The organism is Stenotrophomonas sp. (assembly GCF_032103445.1).
Taxonomy (GTDB): domain Bacteria; phylum Pseudomonadota; class Gammaproteobacteria; order Xanthomonadales; family Xanthomonadaceae; genus Stenotrophomonas.
The window spans coordinates 166,160-183,491 of the sequence record NZ_DAMDFR010000001.1; the positions used below are offsets into that span (position 1 = coordinate 166,160).

The 17,332-nt window shown below is 62.1% G+C and carries 18 protein-coding genes and 3 pseudogenes; 11 read left to right on the top strand and 10 right to left on the bottom strand.

The annotated features are described in order from the left end of the window. Positions 1–12: 12 nt before the first annotated feature. From RT551_RS00660 to merR, 3 genes and pseudogenes are all read right to left on the bottom strand, one after another. Complete coding sequence (locus tag RT551_RS00660; protein WP_080047697.1) at positions 13–423, bottom strand: DNA-binding protein; 411 nt, start codon at positions 421–423, stop codon at positions 13–15. A 316-nt stretch (positions 424–739) separates the two neighbouring features. After that, positions 740–1,693: pseudogene (locus RT551_RS00665) on the bottom strand (IS3-like element ISStma15 family transposase); the annotation flags it as partial. 175 nt (positions 1,694–1,868) lie between these two features. Then, positions 1,869–2,276 carry an Hg(II)-responsive transcriptional regulator gene (gene merR / locus RT551_RS00670; RefSeq protein WP_012480188.1) on the bottom strand — a complete coding sequence of 136 codons (408 nt, stop codon included), beginning with the start codon at positions 2,274–2,276 and terminating at the stop codon, positions 1,869–1,871. Between the two features lie 74 nt (positions 2,277–2,350). Here merR and merT point away from each other — a divergent pair, with 74 nt between their 5' ends. The 3 genes from merT to merA are packed head-to-tail and all read left to right on the top strand — an operon-like array spanning position 2,351 to position 4,697. Continuing rightward, positions 2,351–2,701 (top strand): mercuric ion transporter MerT, encoded by a 351-nt coding sequence (gene merT, locus RT551_RS00675; protein ID WP_012480189.1) that lies wholly within the window; start codon positions 2,351–2,353, stop codon positions 2,699–2,701. Positions 2,702–2,713: 12 nt separating this feature from the next. Then, entirely contained in the window at positions 2,714–2,992 is a 279-nt protein-coding gene (merP, locus tag RT551_RS00680) for a mercury resistance system periplasmic binding protein MerP (protein ID WP_012480190.1), read from the top strand. Between the two features lie 10 nt (positions 2,993–3,002). Beyond that, positions 3,003–4,697, top strand: coding sequence for a mercury(II) reductase (gene merA, locus RT551_RS00685; protein WP_012480191.1), 1,695 nt, complete (start codon positions 3,003–3,005; stop codon positions 4,695–4,697). An 82-nt stretch (positions 4,698–4,779) separates the two neighbouring features. Here merA and RT551_RS00690 read toward each other — a convergent pair. Both RT551_RS00690 and RT551_RS00695 read right to left on the bottom strand, forming a co-directional pair. Next, positions 4,780–6,120 (bottom strand): annotated as a pseudogene (locus RT551_RS00690) (ISL3-like element ISStma11 family transposase). Positions 6,121–6,264: 144 nt separating this feature from the next. Beyond that, positions 6,265–6,528, bottom strand: a pseudogene (locus tag RT551_RS00695) (transposase); the annotation flags it as partial. Positions 6,529–6,875: 347 nt separating this feature from the next. Here RT551_RS00695 and RT551_RS00700 point away from each other — a divergent pair. Then, positions 6,876–7,999, top strand: a protein-coding gene (locus RT551_RS00700) for an IS3-like element ISStma13 family transposase (RefSeq protein ID WP_087944433.1) whose coding sequence is annotated in 2 segments (ribosomal slippage) — positions 6,876–7,152 and positions 7,152–7,999 — 1,125 coding nt in all. Because the reading frame shifts where the segments join, the coding sequence is not laid out codon by codon here. A 41-nt stretch (positions 8,000–8,040) separates the two neighbouring features. Here RT551_RS00700 and RT551_RS00705 read toward each other — a convergent pair. The 5 genes from RT551_RS00705 to arsH all read right to left on the bottom strand — a co-directional run bounded on the left by RT551_RS00705 (position 8,041) and on the right by arsH (position 11,940). Then, the gene (locus RT551_RS00705) at positions 8,041–9,087 is read right to left on the bottom strand and encodes an NAD(P)/FAD-dependent oxidoreductase (protein ID WP_012480196.1); all 1,047 of its coding nucleotides are present in this window, start codon (positions 9,085–9,087) and stop codon (positions 8,041–8,043) included. Positions 9,088–9,150: 63 nt separating this feature from the next. After that, positions 9,151–9,498, bottom strand: a complete 348-nt coding sequence (locus RT551_RS00710) for a metalloregulator ArsR/SmtB family transcription factor (RefSeq protein ID WP_012480197.1) — start codon at positions 9,496–9,498, stop codon at positions 9,151–9,153. Positions 9,499–9,529: 31 nt separating this feature from the next. Beyond that, positions 9,530–10,753 (bottom strand): MFS transporter, encoded by a 1,224-nt coding sequence (locus RT551_RS00715; protein ID WP_012480198.1) that lies wholly within the window; start codon positions 10,751–10,753, stop codon positions 9,530–9,532. A 30-nt stretch (positions 10,754–10,783) separates the two neighbouring features. Then, entirely contained in the window at positions 10,784–11,203 is a 420-nt protein-coding gene (arsC, locus tag RT551_RS00720) for an arsenate reductase (glutaredoxin) (RefSeq protein ID WP_019186247.1), read from the bottom strand. Then, positions 11,200–11,940 (bottom strand): arsenical resistance protein ArsH, encoded by a 741-nt coding sequence (gene arsH, locus RT551_RS00725; RefSeq protein WP_012480200.1) that lies wholly within the window; start codon positions 11,938–11,940, stop codon positions 11,200–11,202. The genes arsC and arsH overlap by 4 nt, the downstream gene beginning before the upstream one ends. Before the next feature lie 41 nt (positions 11,941–11,981). On the opposite strand from arsH, the gene RT551_RS00730 reads away from it, so the two are divergent. From RT551_RS00730 to RT551_RS00760, 7 genes are all read left to right on the top strand, one after another. Next, positions 11,982–12,296, top strand: a complete 315-nt coding sequence (locus RT551_RS00730) for a metalloregulator ArsR/SmtB family transcription factor (protein WP_012480201.1) — start codon at positions 11,982–11,984, stop codon at positions 12,294–12,296. Positions 12,297–12,323: 27 nt separating this feature from the next. Then, the gene (locus RT551_RS00735; RefSeq protein WP_012480202.1) at positions 12,324–12,815 is read left to right on the top strand and encodes an arsenate reductase ArsC; all 492 of its coding nucleotides are present in this window, start codon (positions 12,324–12,326) and stop codon (positions 12,813–12,815) included. A 20-nt stretch (positions 12,816–12,835) separates the two neighbouring features. Then, on the top strand, positions 12,836–13,894 hold the full coding sequence (arsB, locus tag RT551_RS00740; protein WP_012480203.1) for an ACR3 family arsenite efflux transporter: 1,059 nt from the start codon (positions 12,836–12,838) through the stop codon (positions 13,892–13,894). Positions 13,895–13,897: 3 nt separating this feature from the next. After that, positions 13,898–14,884 carry a thioredoxin-disulfide reductase gene (gene trxB, locus RT551_RS00745; RefSeq protein ID WP_012480204.1) on the top strand — a complete coding sequence of 329 codons (987 nt, stop codon included), beginning with the start codon at positions 13,898–13,900 and terminating at the stop codon, positions 14,882–14,884. A 24-nt stretch (positions 14,885–14,908) separates the two neighbouring features. Beyond that, a complete protein-coding gene (locus RT551_RS00750; protein WP_026070021.1) occupies positions 14,909–15,982 on the top strand; it encodes an ArsO family NAD(P)H-dependent flavin-containing monooxygenase in 1,074 nt (357 codons plus the stop codon). 187 nt (positions 15,983–16,169) lie between these two features. Next, complete coding sequence (locus tag RT551_RS00755) at positions 16,170–16,676, top strand: helix-turn-helix transcriptional regulator (RefSeq protein WP_197599508.1); 507 nt, start codon at positions 16,170–16,172, stop codon at positions 16,674–16,676. 243 nt (positions 16,677–16,919) lie between these two features. Continuing rightward, on the top strand, positions 16,920–17,315 hold the full coding sequence (locus RT551_RS00760) for a hypothetical protein (protein WP_012480207.1): 396 nt from the start codon (positions 16,920–16,922) through the stop codon (positions 17,313–17,315). Positions 17,316–17,332: the final 17 nt, after the last annotated feature.

The following is a 17,332-nucleotide window of genomic DNA, read 5'->3' on the forward strand; positions in this document are numbered from 1 at the left end:
TTCCGTCCTTGGCTATGTGATTTCGCTTGCCAGCGTCGTGTTCGTCTTGGCCAAGATGCCTTCCCGTCGCTCCAAATCAGATTCCCAGGCGTGTAGGACTATGAACAGTTGGTCGAGGGTTAGCCCAATTCTCTCAAATGCACTCGGCAGATTTGCAAGAACATTTCCTTGGGCATCTGGCTCCCCCAAGCTCTTAAGAGCTGCAATGACATCAGCAAGAGCCATGTCGGCAACTGAGCTCGGCCGACCTGCCAGCAATGCTGCTCGTTCTGCAAACCACGCGGCTACGAACCGGCTTAGTGTTGGCCCACTGCCGCGGCCTCCTAGGGCTGCGCGGACATTCAAATGATGAGGTGGCTTTCCGTTGGCGAGAAGCGACTCGATCGCTGCAAAAGCCTCGCCTTTCGTGACTGAGTCAGGCATGTGCGGGTACCAAAGGTGGCATGCAGTCCAATTGTGCGCCCCTAAGCCGAGCTCGCAAGCCCTCAGTGCGTATTCAGATGGCTGCATGCTGCTCGCCGAGGCTGCAAGAGATGGCAGAGCCCGGGGGTATCACTTGATAGTTCTCCAATGCAGCCATGCTGCCCGCACTTTCTGGCAATCATGCAGTGTGTGGCCAGGCAGTAGGAGGTGCTGGGCCCAACAGCTAGGGTTAGAATTCTTGAAAACACCTCAGGTTGCGACCTGCAGTGAGCTGCGTCGCGCACTGGCTTTGGACCGGCCAGACTTCCGTAGACATTCATGAGCCGCCTTGCGCGTAGCGCCGTTCAAACTCTACAGGGGCCAGGTTGCCAGCGGAACCGTGGCGTCGGATTGGGTTGTAAAACATCTCGATGTAATTGAATACATCCGAGCGCGCCTCGTCCCGGGTCGGGTAGATCCGTCGCTTGATCCGCTCCTTCTTCAGTGCACTGAAGAAGCTCTCAGCCACCGCATTGTCATGGCAGTTTCCACGCCGACTCATGCTTGGAACCATGCGATTCTGCTTCAGCAACGATAGCCAGTCGCTGCTCGTGAACTGGCTGCCTTGGTCAGAGTGGATGATCAGGCCCGCAGCAGGCTTTCGCTTCCACACCGCCGATACCAGTGCCTGCAGCACAAGGTCGGTGGTCATCTGGGACTGCATCGCCCAGCCAACCACTTGCCGTGAGTAAAGGTCGACGATCACTGCCAGGAAAGTCCAGCCCTCGTAGGTGCGGATGTATGTTATGTCAGTGACCCACACCTTGTTTGGTGCAGCGGGCGAAAAGTCGCGATTGACGACGTTTTCAACCATCCCAGGCGGACCGCCTCGATGGCGCGGCTTGGTGCCGTAGCCAATTTCTGCCCTTATGCCCTCTGCCTTCATCAGACGTCGAACACGATGGCGGCTGCAACGTTCACCGGCCTCACGAAGTTCCCGGGTGATCTTGCGGTAGCCGTACACCGTCCCGCTTGCCAACCACGCGTGCTTGATAAGGCCGCGCAGACGATCATCCTCACGACGACGCGGCCTGCCCGAATTGCCCGCCCATGCGTAGTAGCCACTGCGGTTAACCCCAAGCACTCGACACATGGCCGTCAGCCTGAACTCGCCCAAGTGCTCACGCATGAAAGCGTACTTCGCCGTCATCCCTTGGCGAAGTACGCCGCGGCTTTTTTTGGGTATCCGGATTTTAGTGTGGGAAGACCGCACTAGCCCTTCTTGTCTGACAGCTCTCGTTCGGTAGGTTTCTGGTATCGCAAGTCTTACGCGCTTTTAGCCTTCAGTGTGGGCTTTGTCTGGCGCATGTCGGTGCAAGGAAACAATCAGTGGCAGGTCACCTTGCCCCCGGCTCGAACTGGGGTTTGAGGCGCAGTGGAACGGAAAACCGGGTTAAGCCACGCGCCTAGCTCCCGTGCAGAGAATCGATCAGCGGGCACGACACAGTGCCTCGCTGCGCATGGCACTCGTTGACCAACCGTGACAGCACCGCTTCGATTCGCGTCAGGTCCGCCATCTTGGTGCGCACGTCGGTGAGCTGGAGCGCAGCCAGCTCGGCGGCTTCGCTGCAGTGAGTGCCGTCCTCAAGCTGTAGGAGTTGGCCGACTTCGTCCAGGTTGAACCCCAGCCGCTGGGCGGATTTCACGAAACGCACCCGCGCCACGTCCGCCGATCCGTAGCGGCGAATACTGCCGACGGGCCGACCTGGTTCTGGCAATAACCCCTTGCGCTGATAGAACCGGATGGTCTCCACGTTGACCCCAGCGGCCTTGGCGAAAGCCCCGATGGTCAGTGTTTGCGGATCGTTCACCATCGCGCTTGACTCCGTACTTGACTACGGAAGTAACCTTAGCGCATCACGCAACGTCTCGGAAGGAGATCCCTCACATGGCAGACCCCAGCAACGGCCGCGGTGCACTGGCCGCCGGTGGCCTCGCCGCCATCCTCGCCTCGACCTGCTGCCTCGGTCCGCTGGTGCTGATCACGCTGGGTTTCTCCGGCGCCTGGATCGGCAACTTGACCGCGCTGGAACCGTACCGGCCGATCTTCATTGGCGTGGCGCTCGTGGCGCTGTTCTTCGCGTGGCGTCGCATCTTCCGGCCGGCTCGCGCCTGCGCGCCGGACGACGCATGCGCCGTGCCCCAGGTGCGGACGGCCTACAAGGTGATCTTCTGGATCTTCACCGCCCTGGTGCTGATCGCGCTCGTGTTCCCCTACCTCATGCCCCTGTTCTACTGAAAGGAGATTGCCATGAAGAAACTCGTCGCATTGCTCGCTCTGACCGTTGCCCTCAGCGCTCCCGCCTGGGCCGCCACCAAAACCGTCACGCTGTCGGTGCCGAGCATGACCTGCGCCACCTGTCCGATCACGGTCAAGAAGGCGCTGACCAAGGTCGAAGGCGTCATCGAGGCCAAGGTGACCTGGGAGCCCAAGGAGGCGGTGGTAACCTACGACGATGCCAAGACCACTCCGGCCGCGTTGACCAAAGCCACCGAGAACGCCGGCTACCCGTCTACCGTCAAGAAGTGAGCACACGCTCATGACCGAGGCGATCACGCTGCACATCGATGGCATGACCTGCGGGTCGTGCGCCGAGCACGTCAAGCAGACCTTGGAAAAGGTGCCCGGCGTGCGTTCGGCCTCAGTGTCCTACCCACAGCGCCGGGCCGAGATTGAGGCCAGCGTAGGTACCGCCGCGGACGTGACCTCGCTGGTCGCGGCGGTATCCGCACTCGGTTACCGAGCGCAGCTTGCCGATGCGCCGGGGCAACCCAGCGACCTGCTGAACAATGCACAAGAGCGGCTGGGCGGCGAACCAAAGCGCGAGGACGATGAGGCTGCACTGCACGTGGCCGTGATCGGCAGCGGCGGCGCGGCGATGGCGGCGGCGTTGAAGGCCGTCGAGCAAGGGGCGCGTGTGACGCTGATCGAGCGCAGCACTCTCGGCGGCACCTGCGTCAACGTCGGATGTGTGCCGTCCAAGATCATGATCCGCGCTGCCCACATTGCGCATCTGCGTCGCGAGAGTCCGTTCGATGACGGCATTGCCGCCGCCTCGCCGAAGATTCTGCGCAAGCGCTTGCTGGCTCAGCAGCAGGGGCGCGTCGATGAACTGCGCCACGCCAAGTACGAAGGCATCCTGACGAGCACCCCGACCATCACCGTGCTGCGCGGCGATGCCCGATTCAAGGATGCGCACACGCTGACCGTGGCAACCGCTGACGACGGGATGCGCGAGGTGAGTTTCGACCGCTGCCTCATCGCCACCGGGGCCAGTCCGGCGATTCCACCGATCCCGGGCTTGAAAGACACGCCCTTCTGGACGTCGACCGAAGCGCTGGCCAGCGACACGATCCCCGATCGGCTGGCCGTGATCGGCTCGTCGGTGGTGGCCGTCGAACTCGCGCAGGCCTTTGCCCGGCTGGGCAGCAAGGTGACCATGCTGGCGCGCAGCACACTGTTCTTTCGCGAAGACCCCGCCATTGGCGAGGCCATCACGGCCGTGTTCCGCGCCGAAGGCATCGAAGTGCTGGACCACACCCAGGCCAGCCAGGTCGCCTATGAGGATGGGGAATTCGTGCTCACCACCGAACGCGGCGAACTGCATGCCGACCGGCTGTTGTTCGCCACCGGCCGCACCCCAAACACCCGCACGCTCAACCTCGACGCGGCCGGTGTGGTCGTCAATGCGCAAGGCGCCATCACCATCGACCACGCGATGCGCACTACCGTGCCGCACATCTATGCCGCCGGCGACTGCACTGACCAGCCGCAGTTCGTCTACGTCGCGGCGGCGGCCGGCACCCGCGCTGCAATCAACATGACGGGTGGCAACGCGACGCTGGATCTGACGGCGATGCCGGCGGTGGTGTTCACCGACCCGCAGGTCGCCACCGTGGGCTACAGCGAAGCCGAAGCGCACCACGACGGTATCGAGACCGACAGCCGCACGCTGACGCTCGACAACGTGCCCCGGGCGCTGGTCAACTTCGACACGCGCGGTTTCATCAAGCTGGTTTCGGAGGCCGGTTCGGGACGACTGATCGGCGTGCAAGCGGTAGCCCCGGAAGCAGGCGAGCTGATCCAAACCGCAGTACTGGCGATTCGCAACCGCATGACGGTGCGAGAGTTGGCCGACCAGTTATTCCCCTACCTGACGATGGTCGAGGGGCTGAAACTCGCGGCACAAACCTTCACCAAGGACGTAAAGCAACTGTCCTGTTGCGCGGGGTAGTGGCTGGGCCTCTTACCTATGCTTCATCGGCTGAATCACAAATTCAGGCTGAAGCGCCGCCTCTTGCACAATGGGTTGAGGACTATTCGAAATACCCCTCTTCGAGTAGCCGCGCCAGCGTCGGGAGATAGGGGCCGTACTCGACCACGCGCGTGATCTTCTTCTTGCGCGTTGCCGCCGTGGTCATCCGCTGGAACACGAAGTCCGTGGTCATTGGGTCGTCGTCATCGACCAACACGGTTTCGATAACCGAGCCATCCTTGCGCGCCTTCTTGTCGTAGAGCATGCGCGCCCGAAGCACCTCGAAGCTGTAACCCCTGCCCATGCGGTTCATGTCTTTGGCCACTCGGTTGACTGACTCAGTATAGGCATTGGTAATCGGCTGCTCGAAGTAGGCGAAGATTTCGTCGTGCCAGTTGTGCACGGCGGTGGTCAGGTCCTTGAACGTGGCCGCCAATTCGGTCGGAATATTGGCCTGCCACTTCGCGCAGGCGGCTTCTGCTGCTGGGCGGGTCTTCTGATCCCAGATCGACAGAAATCCTTCCTTGAGCGCGTGGGCTTCGCTTAGGAGCGGGAACTGTTGGAACCATTCCCGCATCCGGTCCATATCTCTCCCTGTCAGGTCGTGCTGCCGCTTGAGCAGCAGGAACCGCTCGTCCTTGAGTTTGAGGCGCTGCCGGGTGGACAAATCCTTGCGAATGCGCTTGCGCAGCTTCTCCAGCGCGTCGTTCGCCATGCGCTAGATATGGAATCGATCGACCACGATCCGGGCCTGTGGCAGCGTGGCGCGCACCACCTGCCGATAAACGTGGTACATGTCCATCGCCACCCACTCGACCGAGTCCTTGTCCCGCAGGTCGCGGAAATAGGGCATCAACTCGGCTTTGGCCCGGCTGGGGCGGATATCGAACACGGTCTTGCGCTCGACGTTGGTGATCATGGCCCGGTACTGGCCGATGATCTTGAGCTCGTCGATACCCAGCACCCGCGGCGTCCGGAACTGGGTCTTGGCCTCGACCTCCTCGATGAAATCGTCGAAGACGTGGCGGACCGTCTTTTCTTCCACGGCTACTTCCCGGGCAAGGGCCGCAAAGGTCTTGGAGAAGGACTGGTCGCGGATATAACGCACCAGACGCGCCGTGGCTTGGCGTTCTCCATCAAGGTCCGCCACAGGCTCAAACAAGGTCTTGGTGCAGCTTGTACAGCGATAGCGACGGCGCTGGATGAAGATCACGACGGGTTTGCCGTGCGTCGGTGTGTCCTGAAACGACTGTTCCTGTGAGCCGTGACCATGCAGGCATCCGGTCTTGCACAGCGGGCAGGTCACCCACTGATTGACGCCTTCGGCCTTGACGACGTAACTGTCCTCGCTGGTCAGGATTTCAAGCGTCTTCAGGCTTCGCAGCTGGAGAAAGTCCGTCACTCAGCACCTTGGGCGAACCCACACTGAAATCCGACTTTTACTCTAGCACATCCGCTCAGCCGTCCAACACCAAAATCCATTCTTTGAAAGTGATAGCTACAAAGACCCAAGGAGCCAGAACCCACACCAGATTCCGGATACCCCTTTTTTTAGGATGTCGCGCTCCTCAGTCAGGCGTTTCACCTCGGCCTTCAGGCGCCGCACCTCGGCTGAGTCCTTCGGCGTCGGCAACATCGACCCCTCAGGCGTGCCCGCCAAGGCCTCGCTCCTGGACTTGCGGAGCCATTGGTAAAGGCTGTGGGACGAGACCCCCAACCGCTTGGCAACCTCGGCTACCGCAAAGCCTCTTTCGGTAACCTGCTTGACCGCCTCGGCCTTGAACTCATCCGTGTACTGTTTGCTTGCCATTAGACACCTCTCTCGCTTCCATTGATTATGGCTCTGAGATGTCTACGAATTCCCGGCCGGTCCACTCTATCACCAATGGTTGGTTTCTAAGATGAACTTTTTAAACTCGTTGACCCTCTTACAGCAGATGAGCATTGTCGCCGGCGTTGCTGTCTTTTTAGTAGTATCCATAACTGTCGCTGCCGTATGGGTCGCTCACCGTCAGAACAACAAAGGCTGACTTTGGGATTGCGCGACCACCTCGACGGCCCCGCAGAAGTTCCGGTGCCCTACTCCGTTCTTGGCATGCCAAACGTGCGACGTCCCCCCGAGATTGAGTAGCGAAGCGGTTTGGAGTCCAATCCTCAATGACAAGGAGATTGGACGTGAAGAAGCGCTTTTCCGAAGAGCAGATCATCGGCTTCCTACGCGAAGCTGAGTCCGGCATGCCCATCAAGGACCTCTGCCGCCAGCATGGCTTCAGCGAGGCCTCGTACTACCTGTGGCGCAGCAAGTTCGGCGGCATGAGCGTGCCCGACGCCAAGCGGCACAAGGATCTGGAGGCGGAGAACACACGCCTGAAGAAGCTGCTGGCAGAACAGGTCTTCGAGAACGACGTCATCAAGGATGCGTTGCGAAAAAAGTGGTGACCGCGCCGGCGCGCAGGCTGCTGGTGCGGAGCATGGTCGAGAAGGGGTTGAGCGAGCGGCGAGCGCTGACGGTGGTGCGGATGAGCGCTAGCGCGCTGCGCTATGAGCCTCGGCCCGACAACAACGTTGAGCTGCGCGAGCAGATTGCTGCGCTGGCGCATCGGCACAGACGCTACGGGGTGGGCATGATCCATCTGAAGCTGCGGCAGAAAGGACTTGTCGTGAACTACAAGCGAGTGGAGCGGCTCTATCAGGAAGCGGGCCTGCAGGTGCGACGCAGAAAGCGTAAGAAGGTGCCGGTTAGCGAGCGCCAGCCCCTCCTGCGGCCGTCCGCTGCCAATGAGGTGTGGTCGATGGACTTCGTGTTCGAGCGTACCGCAGAAGGCCGGGTGGTCAAGTGCCTGACGATCGTCGACGACGCCACCCACGAGGCTGTGGCCATCGAAGTGGAGCGGGCAATATCCGGGCAAGGCGTGTCCAGGGTACTGGACAGGCTGGCCATGCAGCGCGGCTTGCCACGAGTGATCAGGACAGACAACGGCAAGGAGTTTTGCGGTAAGGCGATGGTGGCTTGGGCTCACGAAAAGGAAGTTGCCCTGCGTCTGATCGAACCGGGCAAGCCGAACCAAAATGCGTACATCGAGTCCTTCAACGGACGGCTGCGCGACGAATGCCTCAACGAGCACTGGTTCCCGACGTTGCTTCATGCCCGCACCAGTATCGAAAGCTGGCGGCGCGACTACAACGAAGAAAGACCAAAAAGAGCGCTTGGCGGTCTAACACCCGCCCAATACGCCGCGCAGTTGGCGGCGAAGAACGATAACATCAGCACCGGACTCTAAACCCGCCCACTACTCAAGCCGGGGGGACGTCGCGTGCGCAATTACATGGGCCGCAAGTGGCTCATGATCGATGCTAGGACTCCCAAGGAGTCACTACCAACTCCGCGAAGCGTGGCAGAGGCAAAGTTGCGCTGTAGCGGTAGCCCGAGGTAGTAGAGCCCCTTGATTGTGGTGGAAACCCCTTGGCTGTGTAGTGCCCGCCTGTCCGGATCCAAGGCTTCCCGTGGCAGGAATGACATGTTCGGCCGGAAGCCCGTCGCGAAGATCACAGCGTCGACCGCCTGTATTTCCGCATTCGGCCACACCACCCCATCGTTGGTAAACGCAGTGAACATCTCTCGACGGGAAATGGCACCCGTACTCAGGGCGTGTCGATAACGTCCATCATCCAGAACGGGCGTGCTCTGATCGCTCAGCCAACGGGAATTGCCCAGGCCGGTCCACTTGAGCCAGTCATGAAAATCGAAGCCGAGGAACCGTTGTGGCATGAACTTCACTGGCTCGCGGGTTGCCAGCACCACGGTGGCAGTGGAGTGCAGTTCGTGCGCGATCTGTACCGCTGAGTTGGCCGCACCGACGACGACGACGCGTTTGCCTTCGAAGCCGGTGGGTGTTCGGTAGGCCGAACTGTGCAGAATCGTCCCTTGGTATAGCTGCCTTCCAGGGATCCCCGGCAGGTGAGGTGTGTTGAAGCCACCGGTTGCCACCACTACTGCCTGGGCGGTAATGACCGCTCCATCGGCAAGTTTGACGCGATGTTGGCTTGCTTCGGAGATGACCTCCACAACCTCGCTGTTGGCGCGCACTGGCAGGTCGAAGGCGGACGCATACTGGCGCAGATACGCGGTGACCTCGTCCCGCTTGGGATAGCGCTTGGCTCCGCCGGGGAACTCGAGGCCAGGCAGCGAGGAATATCCTGCCGGGGAGAACAGGGTCAGGCTGTCGTAGTACGACGGCCAACTGCCACCAGCGGCCGGTTGTCGTTCGAGAATCAGGTGCGACACGCCTGCGTTCTTGAGCCGGTATGACATCGCCAAGCCTGCCCGCCCTGCCCCGATCACGACGACGTCGACATTCAACTTATTCATGCGTGTATGCGCCTATATGCATATATGTGAGTTGCGTTGATGAATCAAGAATTGCCTGCGGTATTACTTCAAATCACCGGGGCAGCAGTAAGGTGCCAGCGCCCTGACCTGCAGCAGGATCTGCTCCAAGCGTGCGACCATCGCGAGGCCATCGACCTGGTAGTACACCTGCCGGCTCACCCGCTCTGCGCGTAGGATCCCAGCATCGTGGAGTCCCTGCAGATGACGTGAGACCACGGATCGCTCCTGTGGAAGGCCGGCGGCAATCTCCGCGATATCTGCCCGTTCCACCTGAAGCACACGCTTGAGCACGGCCAAGCGCGACGGCTCAGCCAGCGCCCGAAAAATGGGGTCTGCCAGCACGCTTACTGCTTGCTCAATGGCGTTTGCCTTGGGGGTGCCCTTGCTCATGCATAAAGCATATATGCACACGCATGCATATTCAAGGGCTCACGCCCTGCGTCTTTGCAGGCAACCAACAGCTTCCAACCAAGGAAACAGTGGCAAGCAGCGCCAATAGGCAGATCAGCCAAACAGGCTCGGTTCGCTCGAGCGCAATGGCTGCAAGCGGCGGTGCTGCCGCCTGTGCCAGTAGCATGGGACGGGCAAGTTGGCCCATGGTCTTGCCGTAGTCCGCCGATCCGATCAACGCCAACGGGAGGGTGCCGCGGGCCACCGTGAGTATCCCGTTGCCGGCACCGTAGATGACGAATGCAATGATCGCTGCCCACGAGTATCCAGTGAGTAGCAGCAGTAGCGCTGCCAATGTCGCTGCAATTCCCACGCGTGCGGACCAGGTCGGATGCACGCCTCGCCCGAAGTACATATCCAGCAAACGAGCGATGACCTGCGCGGGGCCGATCACCATGCCAGCGAGCAGCGCAACCGATGGCGCCAGCCCGATGGCACCGAGCAGCGCAATCAGATGCACCGATAAGGTCGCCATGATCGCTGCCTGGCAGGTCAGCAACAGGCCAATGAGCACAAGCCAGTGTGCAGGCGGTGCTGCAGCTGAAACGGGTGCTGCAGTGCTGGTGTGGACGGCAGCGACCGCTGAGGGATGCGGACTTGCGCTAATACGGGGCTGATGCTTCGGAATAGCGAGCAAATGGATGGGCAATGCGACCAGCAGGTTGAATGCGGCAGCCACCCACAACGCGCCGCGCCATCCCATGGCCTCGTCAAGGTAGGTCAGCGCTGGCCAGCCGAGCGTGCTTGCAAAGCCGGCCACCAAGGTCAGGCCGGCAATGGATTGCTTCGCGTTTGCCCCGAGCAGCTGTCCCAGTGTCGTGAACGCAGCGTCATACAGGCCCGCAGACATGGCAACGCCCAGTACCACCCAGCCAAGGTAATAGGTAGTTGGGGAGTGTGACGTGGCCAGCGCCGCGAGGCCCATGGCAAACACTACGGAGCTGACCGCCAGTACGGTCCGCCCTCCCCGCCTGTCGATGGTCCGACCGGCCAGAGGAGCGACTAGTCCGGCTGTGACCAGCCCAGCGGAGAGGCCTCCGACCAACAGCCCCAGCGACCAGCCAGTGCTTCTGGACATGGGAAGCGCCAGAATGGCCAACAGGTAATAGCTGCTGGCCCACGCAATGATCTGGCCCACTCCTAGCGCAACGATCAGCCGGGGCAGCTTTTGCGGCTGCTTGGACGCGCTTTGCATGCTCGCGAACTCTCCCTGCCGCTTAGCAACTCAGCGGACGCGCTTGCCGTCCTGATCGATCACCACTTCGCCATCTTCCTTGGTAAAGGGCTCGTGCACTGCTGGCAGGATGTCCAGAACCACCTCAGAAGGCCGGCACAGGCGCGTGCCCATGGTGGTCTGGACGAAGGGGCGATTGATGAGAATAGGATTGGCCAGCATGGCATCCAGCAGTGCGTCCTCGCTCAACGCGGGATCGTGCAGCCCCAGTTCCAGATAGGGTGTGCCTTTCTGGCGGATTGCACCGCGAACATCCAATCCGGCGGCGGCAATCAGCTCGACAAGCCGCGTTCGGCTGGGTGGGTTGACCAGGTACTCAATGACTTCAGGCTCAATGCCGGCGTGGCGAATTAAAGCCAAGGTGTTCCGCGAGGTGCCGCACTTGGGGTTGTGATAGATGACAGCGTTCATGCGTTCTCCTTTTCATTCAATGCGGTCTCGACGACACCGGCCGCGGCAGTCAGCGCGGCCGCTTCGACAGCCCCCTTTCGTTCGCTGTAGCGATCAACCAGGTAGTCACTGCGTCCACGCACCAGGAGGGTGAACTTGACCAGCTCTTCCATCACATCCACGACGCGATCGTAGTAGGCGGAAGGCTTCATGCGCCCCTCGTCATCGAACTCCTGCCAGGCCTTGGCCACCGAGGACTGGTTCGGAATCGTGACCATCCGCATCCAGCGGCCGAGAACGCGCAACGCGTTGACCACGTTGAAGGACTGGGAGCCACCGCAGACCTGCATCACTGCCAGCGTGCGACCTTGGGTCGGGCGTACGCTGCCCTCTTCCAGCGGTAGCCAGTCAATCTGGTTCTTGAACACGGCAGTCAGCGTCCCATGCCGCTCCGGGCTGACCCACACGTGCCCCTCGGACCACAACGAGGCTTGGCGCAGCTCCTGCACCTTGGGGTGGGAGGCGGGCACCGAATCGAGCATCGGCAGCTCATGCGGATCAAACACTCGGGTCTCTGCGCCCAGATGTTCCAGCAACCGCTGCGCCTCCAAAGCCAGCTTGCGGCTGAACGACTGCGGGCGCAGGGAACCGTACAAGATCAGGATGCGGGGCCGGTGCGGCGCGGCATTGGGCTCGCTCAGCTTTTCGGCCACCGGAGGGTTCAAGGCGCCCGGGACGACATTGGGAAGGTGTTGCATGGGGGGTTGTCCTGCCTATTCGATTCGACTATTCTAGAATCATGGAACATAAAAACGCAACTCACGCCCTGGCCGCCCTGGGTCACGCCACCCGGCTTTCCATCTTCCGCCTGCTGGTCCAAGCCGGAAGTGGCGGCAAGCTGGCCGGCGATATCGCCCAGTCCCTCTCCCTTCCCGGTGCCACCCTCTCCTTCCATCTGAAGGAGTTGCTGGCCGCTGGCCTGATCACCGCCGAGCAGCGCGGTCGCACCATCTGCTACCGCGCCGAGTTCGAGGCGATGAGCTCGCTGGTTGCCTACCTGACCGAAAACTGCTGCGCCGACGAACAGGCCTGCGAACGTCCTGCTGGCTGCTGACCTCCCCCCCTCCTAGAGATCGCTCAAATGACCCGTCGTGTTCTGTTCTTGTGTACTGGCAACTCCGCCCGCAGCGTGCTTGCCGAATCGACCCTTAAAAAATGGGGCGAAGGCCGCTATCTCTCCTTCAGTGCGGGCAGCCAGCCGGCCGGTCGCGTCAATCCCTTTGCCATTGCCCAGCTGGAGCGCGAAGGCTTCCCCGTCGAGGGCATGCGCAGCAAGTTCTGGGACGAATTTGCCGAAGCCGATGCCGCTGCCATGGATCTGATCGTCACCGTGTGTGACAGCGCGGCCGCCGAGGCGTGCCCGGTGGTGTTTGGTGACTTCGTTCGCGTGCATTGGGGCCTGTTCGACCCGGCCGGCGTGGAAGGTTCGGATGCGCAGAAGGCAGAAGCCTTTGACCGTGCCCATCAGACCATCAAGCGACGCCTGCAGGCCTTCCTGGAGATTCCTGACAGCGCCTGGGACGACCGCGCAGCGCTGAAGGCTCGCCTCGACCCGATCGCGCAGATCGACTAACCGCTTTTCCGAGACCTGCCATGACTACTGATTCCCCCCGCCTGTCCTTCCTGGACCGGTACCTTACGCTCTGGATTTTCTTGGCGATGGCCCTTGGCGTCGGCTTGGGCGCGATGTTCGAAGGCGTCCCCAGCGCGCTTCACAGCCTGTCGATTGGATCGACCAACATCCCGATCGCCATTGGCCTGATCCTGATGATGTATCCGCCGCTGGCCAAGGTGAAGTACGAAGAGCTGCCCAAGGTGTTTGCCGACAAGCGCGTGCTGATGCTCTCGCTGGTGCAGAACTGGATCATCGGTCCGTTCCTGATGTTCGGCCTGGCGGTGCTGTTCCTGCGCGACTACCCTGAGTACATGACTGGCCTGATCCTGATTGGCCTGGCACGCTGTATCGCTATGGTGCTGGTCTGGAATCAGCTCGCCCGCGGTGATGGGCAGTATGTGGCCGGGCTGGTGGCCTTCAACTCGATCTTCCAGATCGCGTTGTTCAGTGTGTACGCGTGGTTCTTCCTGTCGTGGCTGCCGCCGGTGTTCGGCCTGCAGGGCAGCGTGATCGACGTCAGCTTCTGGACCATTGCCGAGGCGGTGCTGATTTATCTGGGCATCCCCTTCCTCGCAGGGTTCCTCACCAGCCGCTGGCTCAAGGCGCGCAAAGGCGTGCGTTGGTATGAAGAGAAGTTCCTGCCAGCGATCAGTCCGATCACGCTGGCGGCGTTGCTGTTCACGATCGTTGCCATGTTCAGCCTGAAGGGGGGCGATGTGCTGCGCATCCCGATGGATGCAGTGCGCATCGCGATCCCGCTGACGCTCTATTTCATCATTCAGTTCGTGCTGAGCTTCTTCATGGGCAAGTTCATTGCGAAGGACTACCCGCGCACGACCGCGATCGCCTTCACTGCTGCTGGCAACAACTTCGAGCTGGCCATCGCCGTCGCCATCGCCGCCTTTGGTCTGGCTTCGCCGGTCGCCTTCGCTGCGGTCATCGGACCGCTGGTGGAGGTGCCGGTGCTGATCCTGTTGGTCCATGTCGCCCTGCGGCTGGGCAAGCGCTACTTTCCTGCCGACGCACGGAGTCATTGAGTTATGAGCACGACCCGACACATCCCGCTGTTGATCCTCGGTTCCGGCCCGGCCGGCTGGACGGCAGCGGTCTACGCCGCCCGCGCCAACCTGAACCCGGTGGTGATCACCGGTCTTCAGCAGGGCGGCCAGCTCATGACCACCACCGAAGTGGACAACTGGCCGGGCGACGCCCACGGCCTGATGGGCCCGGACCTGATGGCGCGCATGCAGGCCCACGCTGAGCGCTTCGAGACCGAAGTGATCTTCGACCACATCCACACCGCGGATGTGACCCAGCGCCCGTTCAAGCTGATCGGCGACAGCGCCGAGTACACCTGCGACGCGCTGATCATTGCCACCGGCGCCACCGCCAAGTACCTGGGCATTCCGACCGAAGAGGAATTCAAGGGCCGCGGCGTCTCCGCCTGCGCCACCTGCGACGGCTTCTTCTACCGTGACCAGGACGTGGTCGTGGTGGGCGGCGGCAACACCGCCGTGGAAGAGGCCCTGTACCTGTCCAACATCGCCCGCAAGGTCTACCTGGTCCACCGCCGCGACACCCTGAAGGCGGAAAAGATCATGCAGGATAAGCTGTTCGCCAAGGTCGCCCACGGCAAGATCGAAACCGTGTGGCACCACCAGGTGGACGAAGTGTTGGGCAATGAAGCCGGCGTCACCGGCGTGCGGGTCAAGTCCACCCTGGACGGCAGCACCCGCGACATCGAGGCACACGGCTTCTTCGTGGCCATCGGCCACCACCCCAACACCAGCCTGTTCGACGGCCAGCTGACCATGAACAACGGCTACCTGGACATCCGCTCGGGCCTGGGCGGCAACGCCACCCAGACCTCGGTGGAAGGTGTGTTCGCCGCCGGCGACGTGGCCGACCAGCACTACCGCCAGGCCATCACCTCGGCCGGCTTCGGCTGCATGGCTGCACTGGATGCGGAGCGCTACCTGGATGCACTCAAGATCTCCGATCAACAGCAGAGAAAGAATGCCGCCTGAGTGAGGCGGCGCGAGGGAGCACAGATGGACAGCGTCGATGTGGTGGTAATCGGAGGTGGCCAATCGGGTCTTTCTGCCGGCTATTTCCTGCGCCGCAGCGGGCTGTCCTATGTAATTCTCGATGCGGAAGCGTCGCCCGGCGGCGCATGGCAGCATGCCTGGCACTCGCTGCATCTGTTTTCCCCGGCGGGCTGGAGCTCCATTCCCGGATGGCCCATGCCCGCCAGCCAAGGCCCCTACCCTGCGCGTGCCGAAGTGCTCGCTTATCTGGCGCAGTACGAACAAAAATATGCGCTGCCCGTTCTTCGCCCTATCCGCGTGCAACGAGTCAGCCACTTTGGCGAGCGTCTGCGGGTGGTGGCCAGGGACGGTCGGCAATGGTTGGCGCGGGCGGTGATCAGCGCCACCGGAACATGGGGGGAAGCCTACACGCCTGAGTACCAAGGGTTGGAGTCATTTGCGGGGATCCAGCTGCACTCCGCTCACTACAGCACCCCTGCGCCGTTCGCCGGAATGCGGGTGGCCATCATCGGTGGTGGCAATTCCGGTGCGCAGATTCTGGCCGAAGTATCGACGGTGGCGGAAACCACCTGGATCACACAGCACGAACCGGCGTTCCTGGCCGATGACGTCGACGGCCGCGTGCTGTTCGAACGCGCGACTGAGCGATGGAAGGCGCAGCAGGAAGGCCGGGAGCCTGACCTGCCACCAGGCGGTTTCGGCGACATCGTCATGGTGCCGCCGGTGCTCGACGCGCGGGCGCGCGGGGTGCTCGCCGCAGTCCCACCGCCGGCCCGCTTCTCCCCCACCGGCATGCAATGGGCCGACGGCACCGAGCGGGCGTTCGATGCAGTGATCTGGTGCACCGGCTTCCGCCCGGCGTTGTCGCACCTGAAGGGCCTGGACCTTGTAACCCCGCAGGGCCAGGTGGAGGTCGACGGCAGCGGCCTGCGCGCGTTGGCGGTGCCCTCGGTTTGGTTATTGGGATACGGGGATTGGAACGGCATGGCCTCTGCCACGCTGATTGGGGTCACGCGTTACGCCCGCGAGGCGGTGAGGCAGGTCACTGCCTATTGCGCAGACCACCAGGACAGGTAGCTGACCCCTGTTGCCAACCGTGCCAGCTTGCTCCCCTCAACGTCCCGCTCCCGCGGGATTTTTTGTGAGCGACGTTGATCGATAACTGAATAGGTGTGTGTCATCACGGTGTCACATAGAGGGCCCACCATTTCGTCATGTCGATATATCTCGACATGTCGACATCTTGTGCAATCGGAGCACCGTGATGGCCCAGCCCCAACGCGTCTTGGATTTTGATTACTTCGAACGGCGCTCACTCAGCGCATCGATGTCGATCGACCATGCGCTGGATGCACTGTCGGCACTGAGCAACGGCGCACGTCTTGTGATCTTCCGCACGCTGGTGAACCACGAGCCGGAAGGACTGACCGCCGGTGTCCTGACCGACATGATGGGAATGCGGCACAACACCTTGTCCAACCATCTGGCCGTGCTGAGCCGAGGCGGATTGATCTGCGGCACCCGCGAAGGCCGCTTCGTGCGCTATCGCGCCTGCCTGGACGGCATGCATGGTTTGCTGGCCTTCCTGCTGGACGATTGCTGCGGCGGTCGTTCCGAGCTCTGTCTGCAGCCTCATCCCACCGATCCCGCCTGCGATTGCGTGGCGGAGGTCCCTGCCCCACCGCGGCCGCTCCCACGCCCAGGTGGTCGTCGATCTGGGCAGTGGCGTGGTCAAGGTCGAGGGCCTGCTTGCCGTAGAACAGGCGGTTGAGGCCATCCAGCGGCAAGGCTATGTGATCGCCGCCGTGCTCCTTTCTGAGGCTGGTACGCCGGCCGCCCCGGCCGCATCCTCCTGCTGCGGCGGATGCCACCGCTGAGTCCGCGCGAGGGCTTGATCCTGATCAATGACAGTCGGCCCCAAGAGGGCTAGACTGGCCATCATGAGAGCTCGCACGTCCCCTGCCCTGATCTGCCCAGCGTCCGCAGGCGCTGCTTCGGGCGTGCGGGAGCTGTCATGGTGAGGCTGCTGAGGCGATGGCGGCGACCCCGTTCTCGTGCCCGACTGGCATGGCTGGGACTGTGGGCGCTGCTGCTGCAGCAACTCGCGCTGGTGGCTTACGCCTGTCCGCTGGAATCGGTGGAAGCTGGACAAGCGACCCTGATGGTCGGTTGCGAAGAGATGTCCACGCCGGATCCCGATGCTCCGGCGTTGTGCGACCAGCATTGCCAGCGCGATCACATCGCCACGGCCGATGCGAAGGCCCCTCAAGTGCCTTACCAGCCCGCGCTGGCCGCCTTCGCGCTGGTGCAGGCTCTGTTGCCACCGGTACACGCGCAGTTCTATCGGGATGTTCCGGTGTGCGTGTCCGATCCGCCTCCCCTGCAGCGCTTCTGTAGCCTGCTGATTTAAGCCCCCTCCTGGATTGA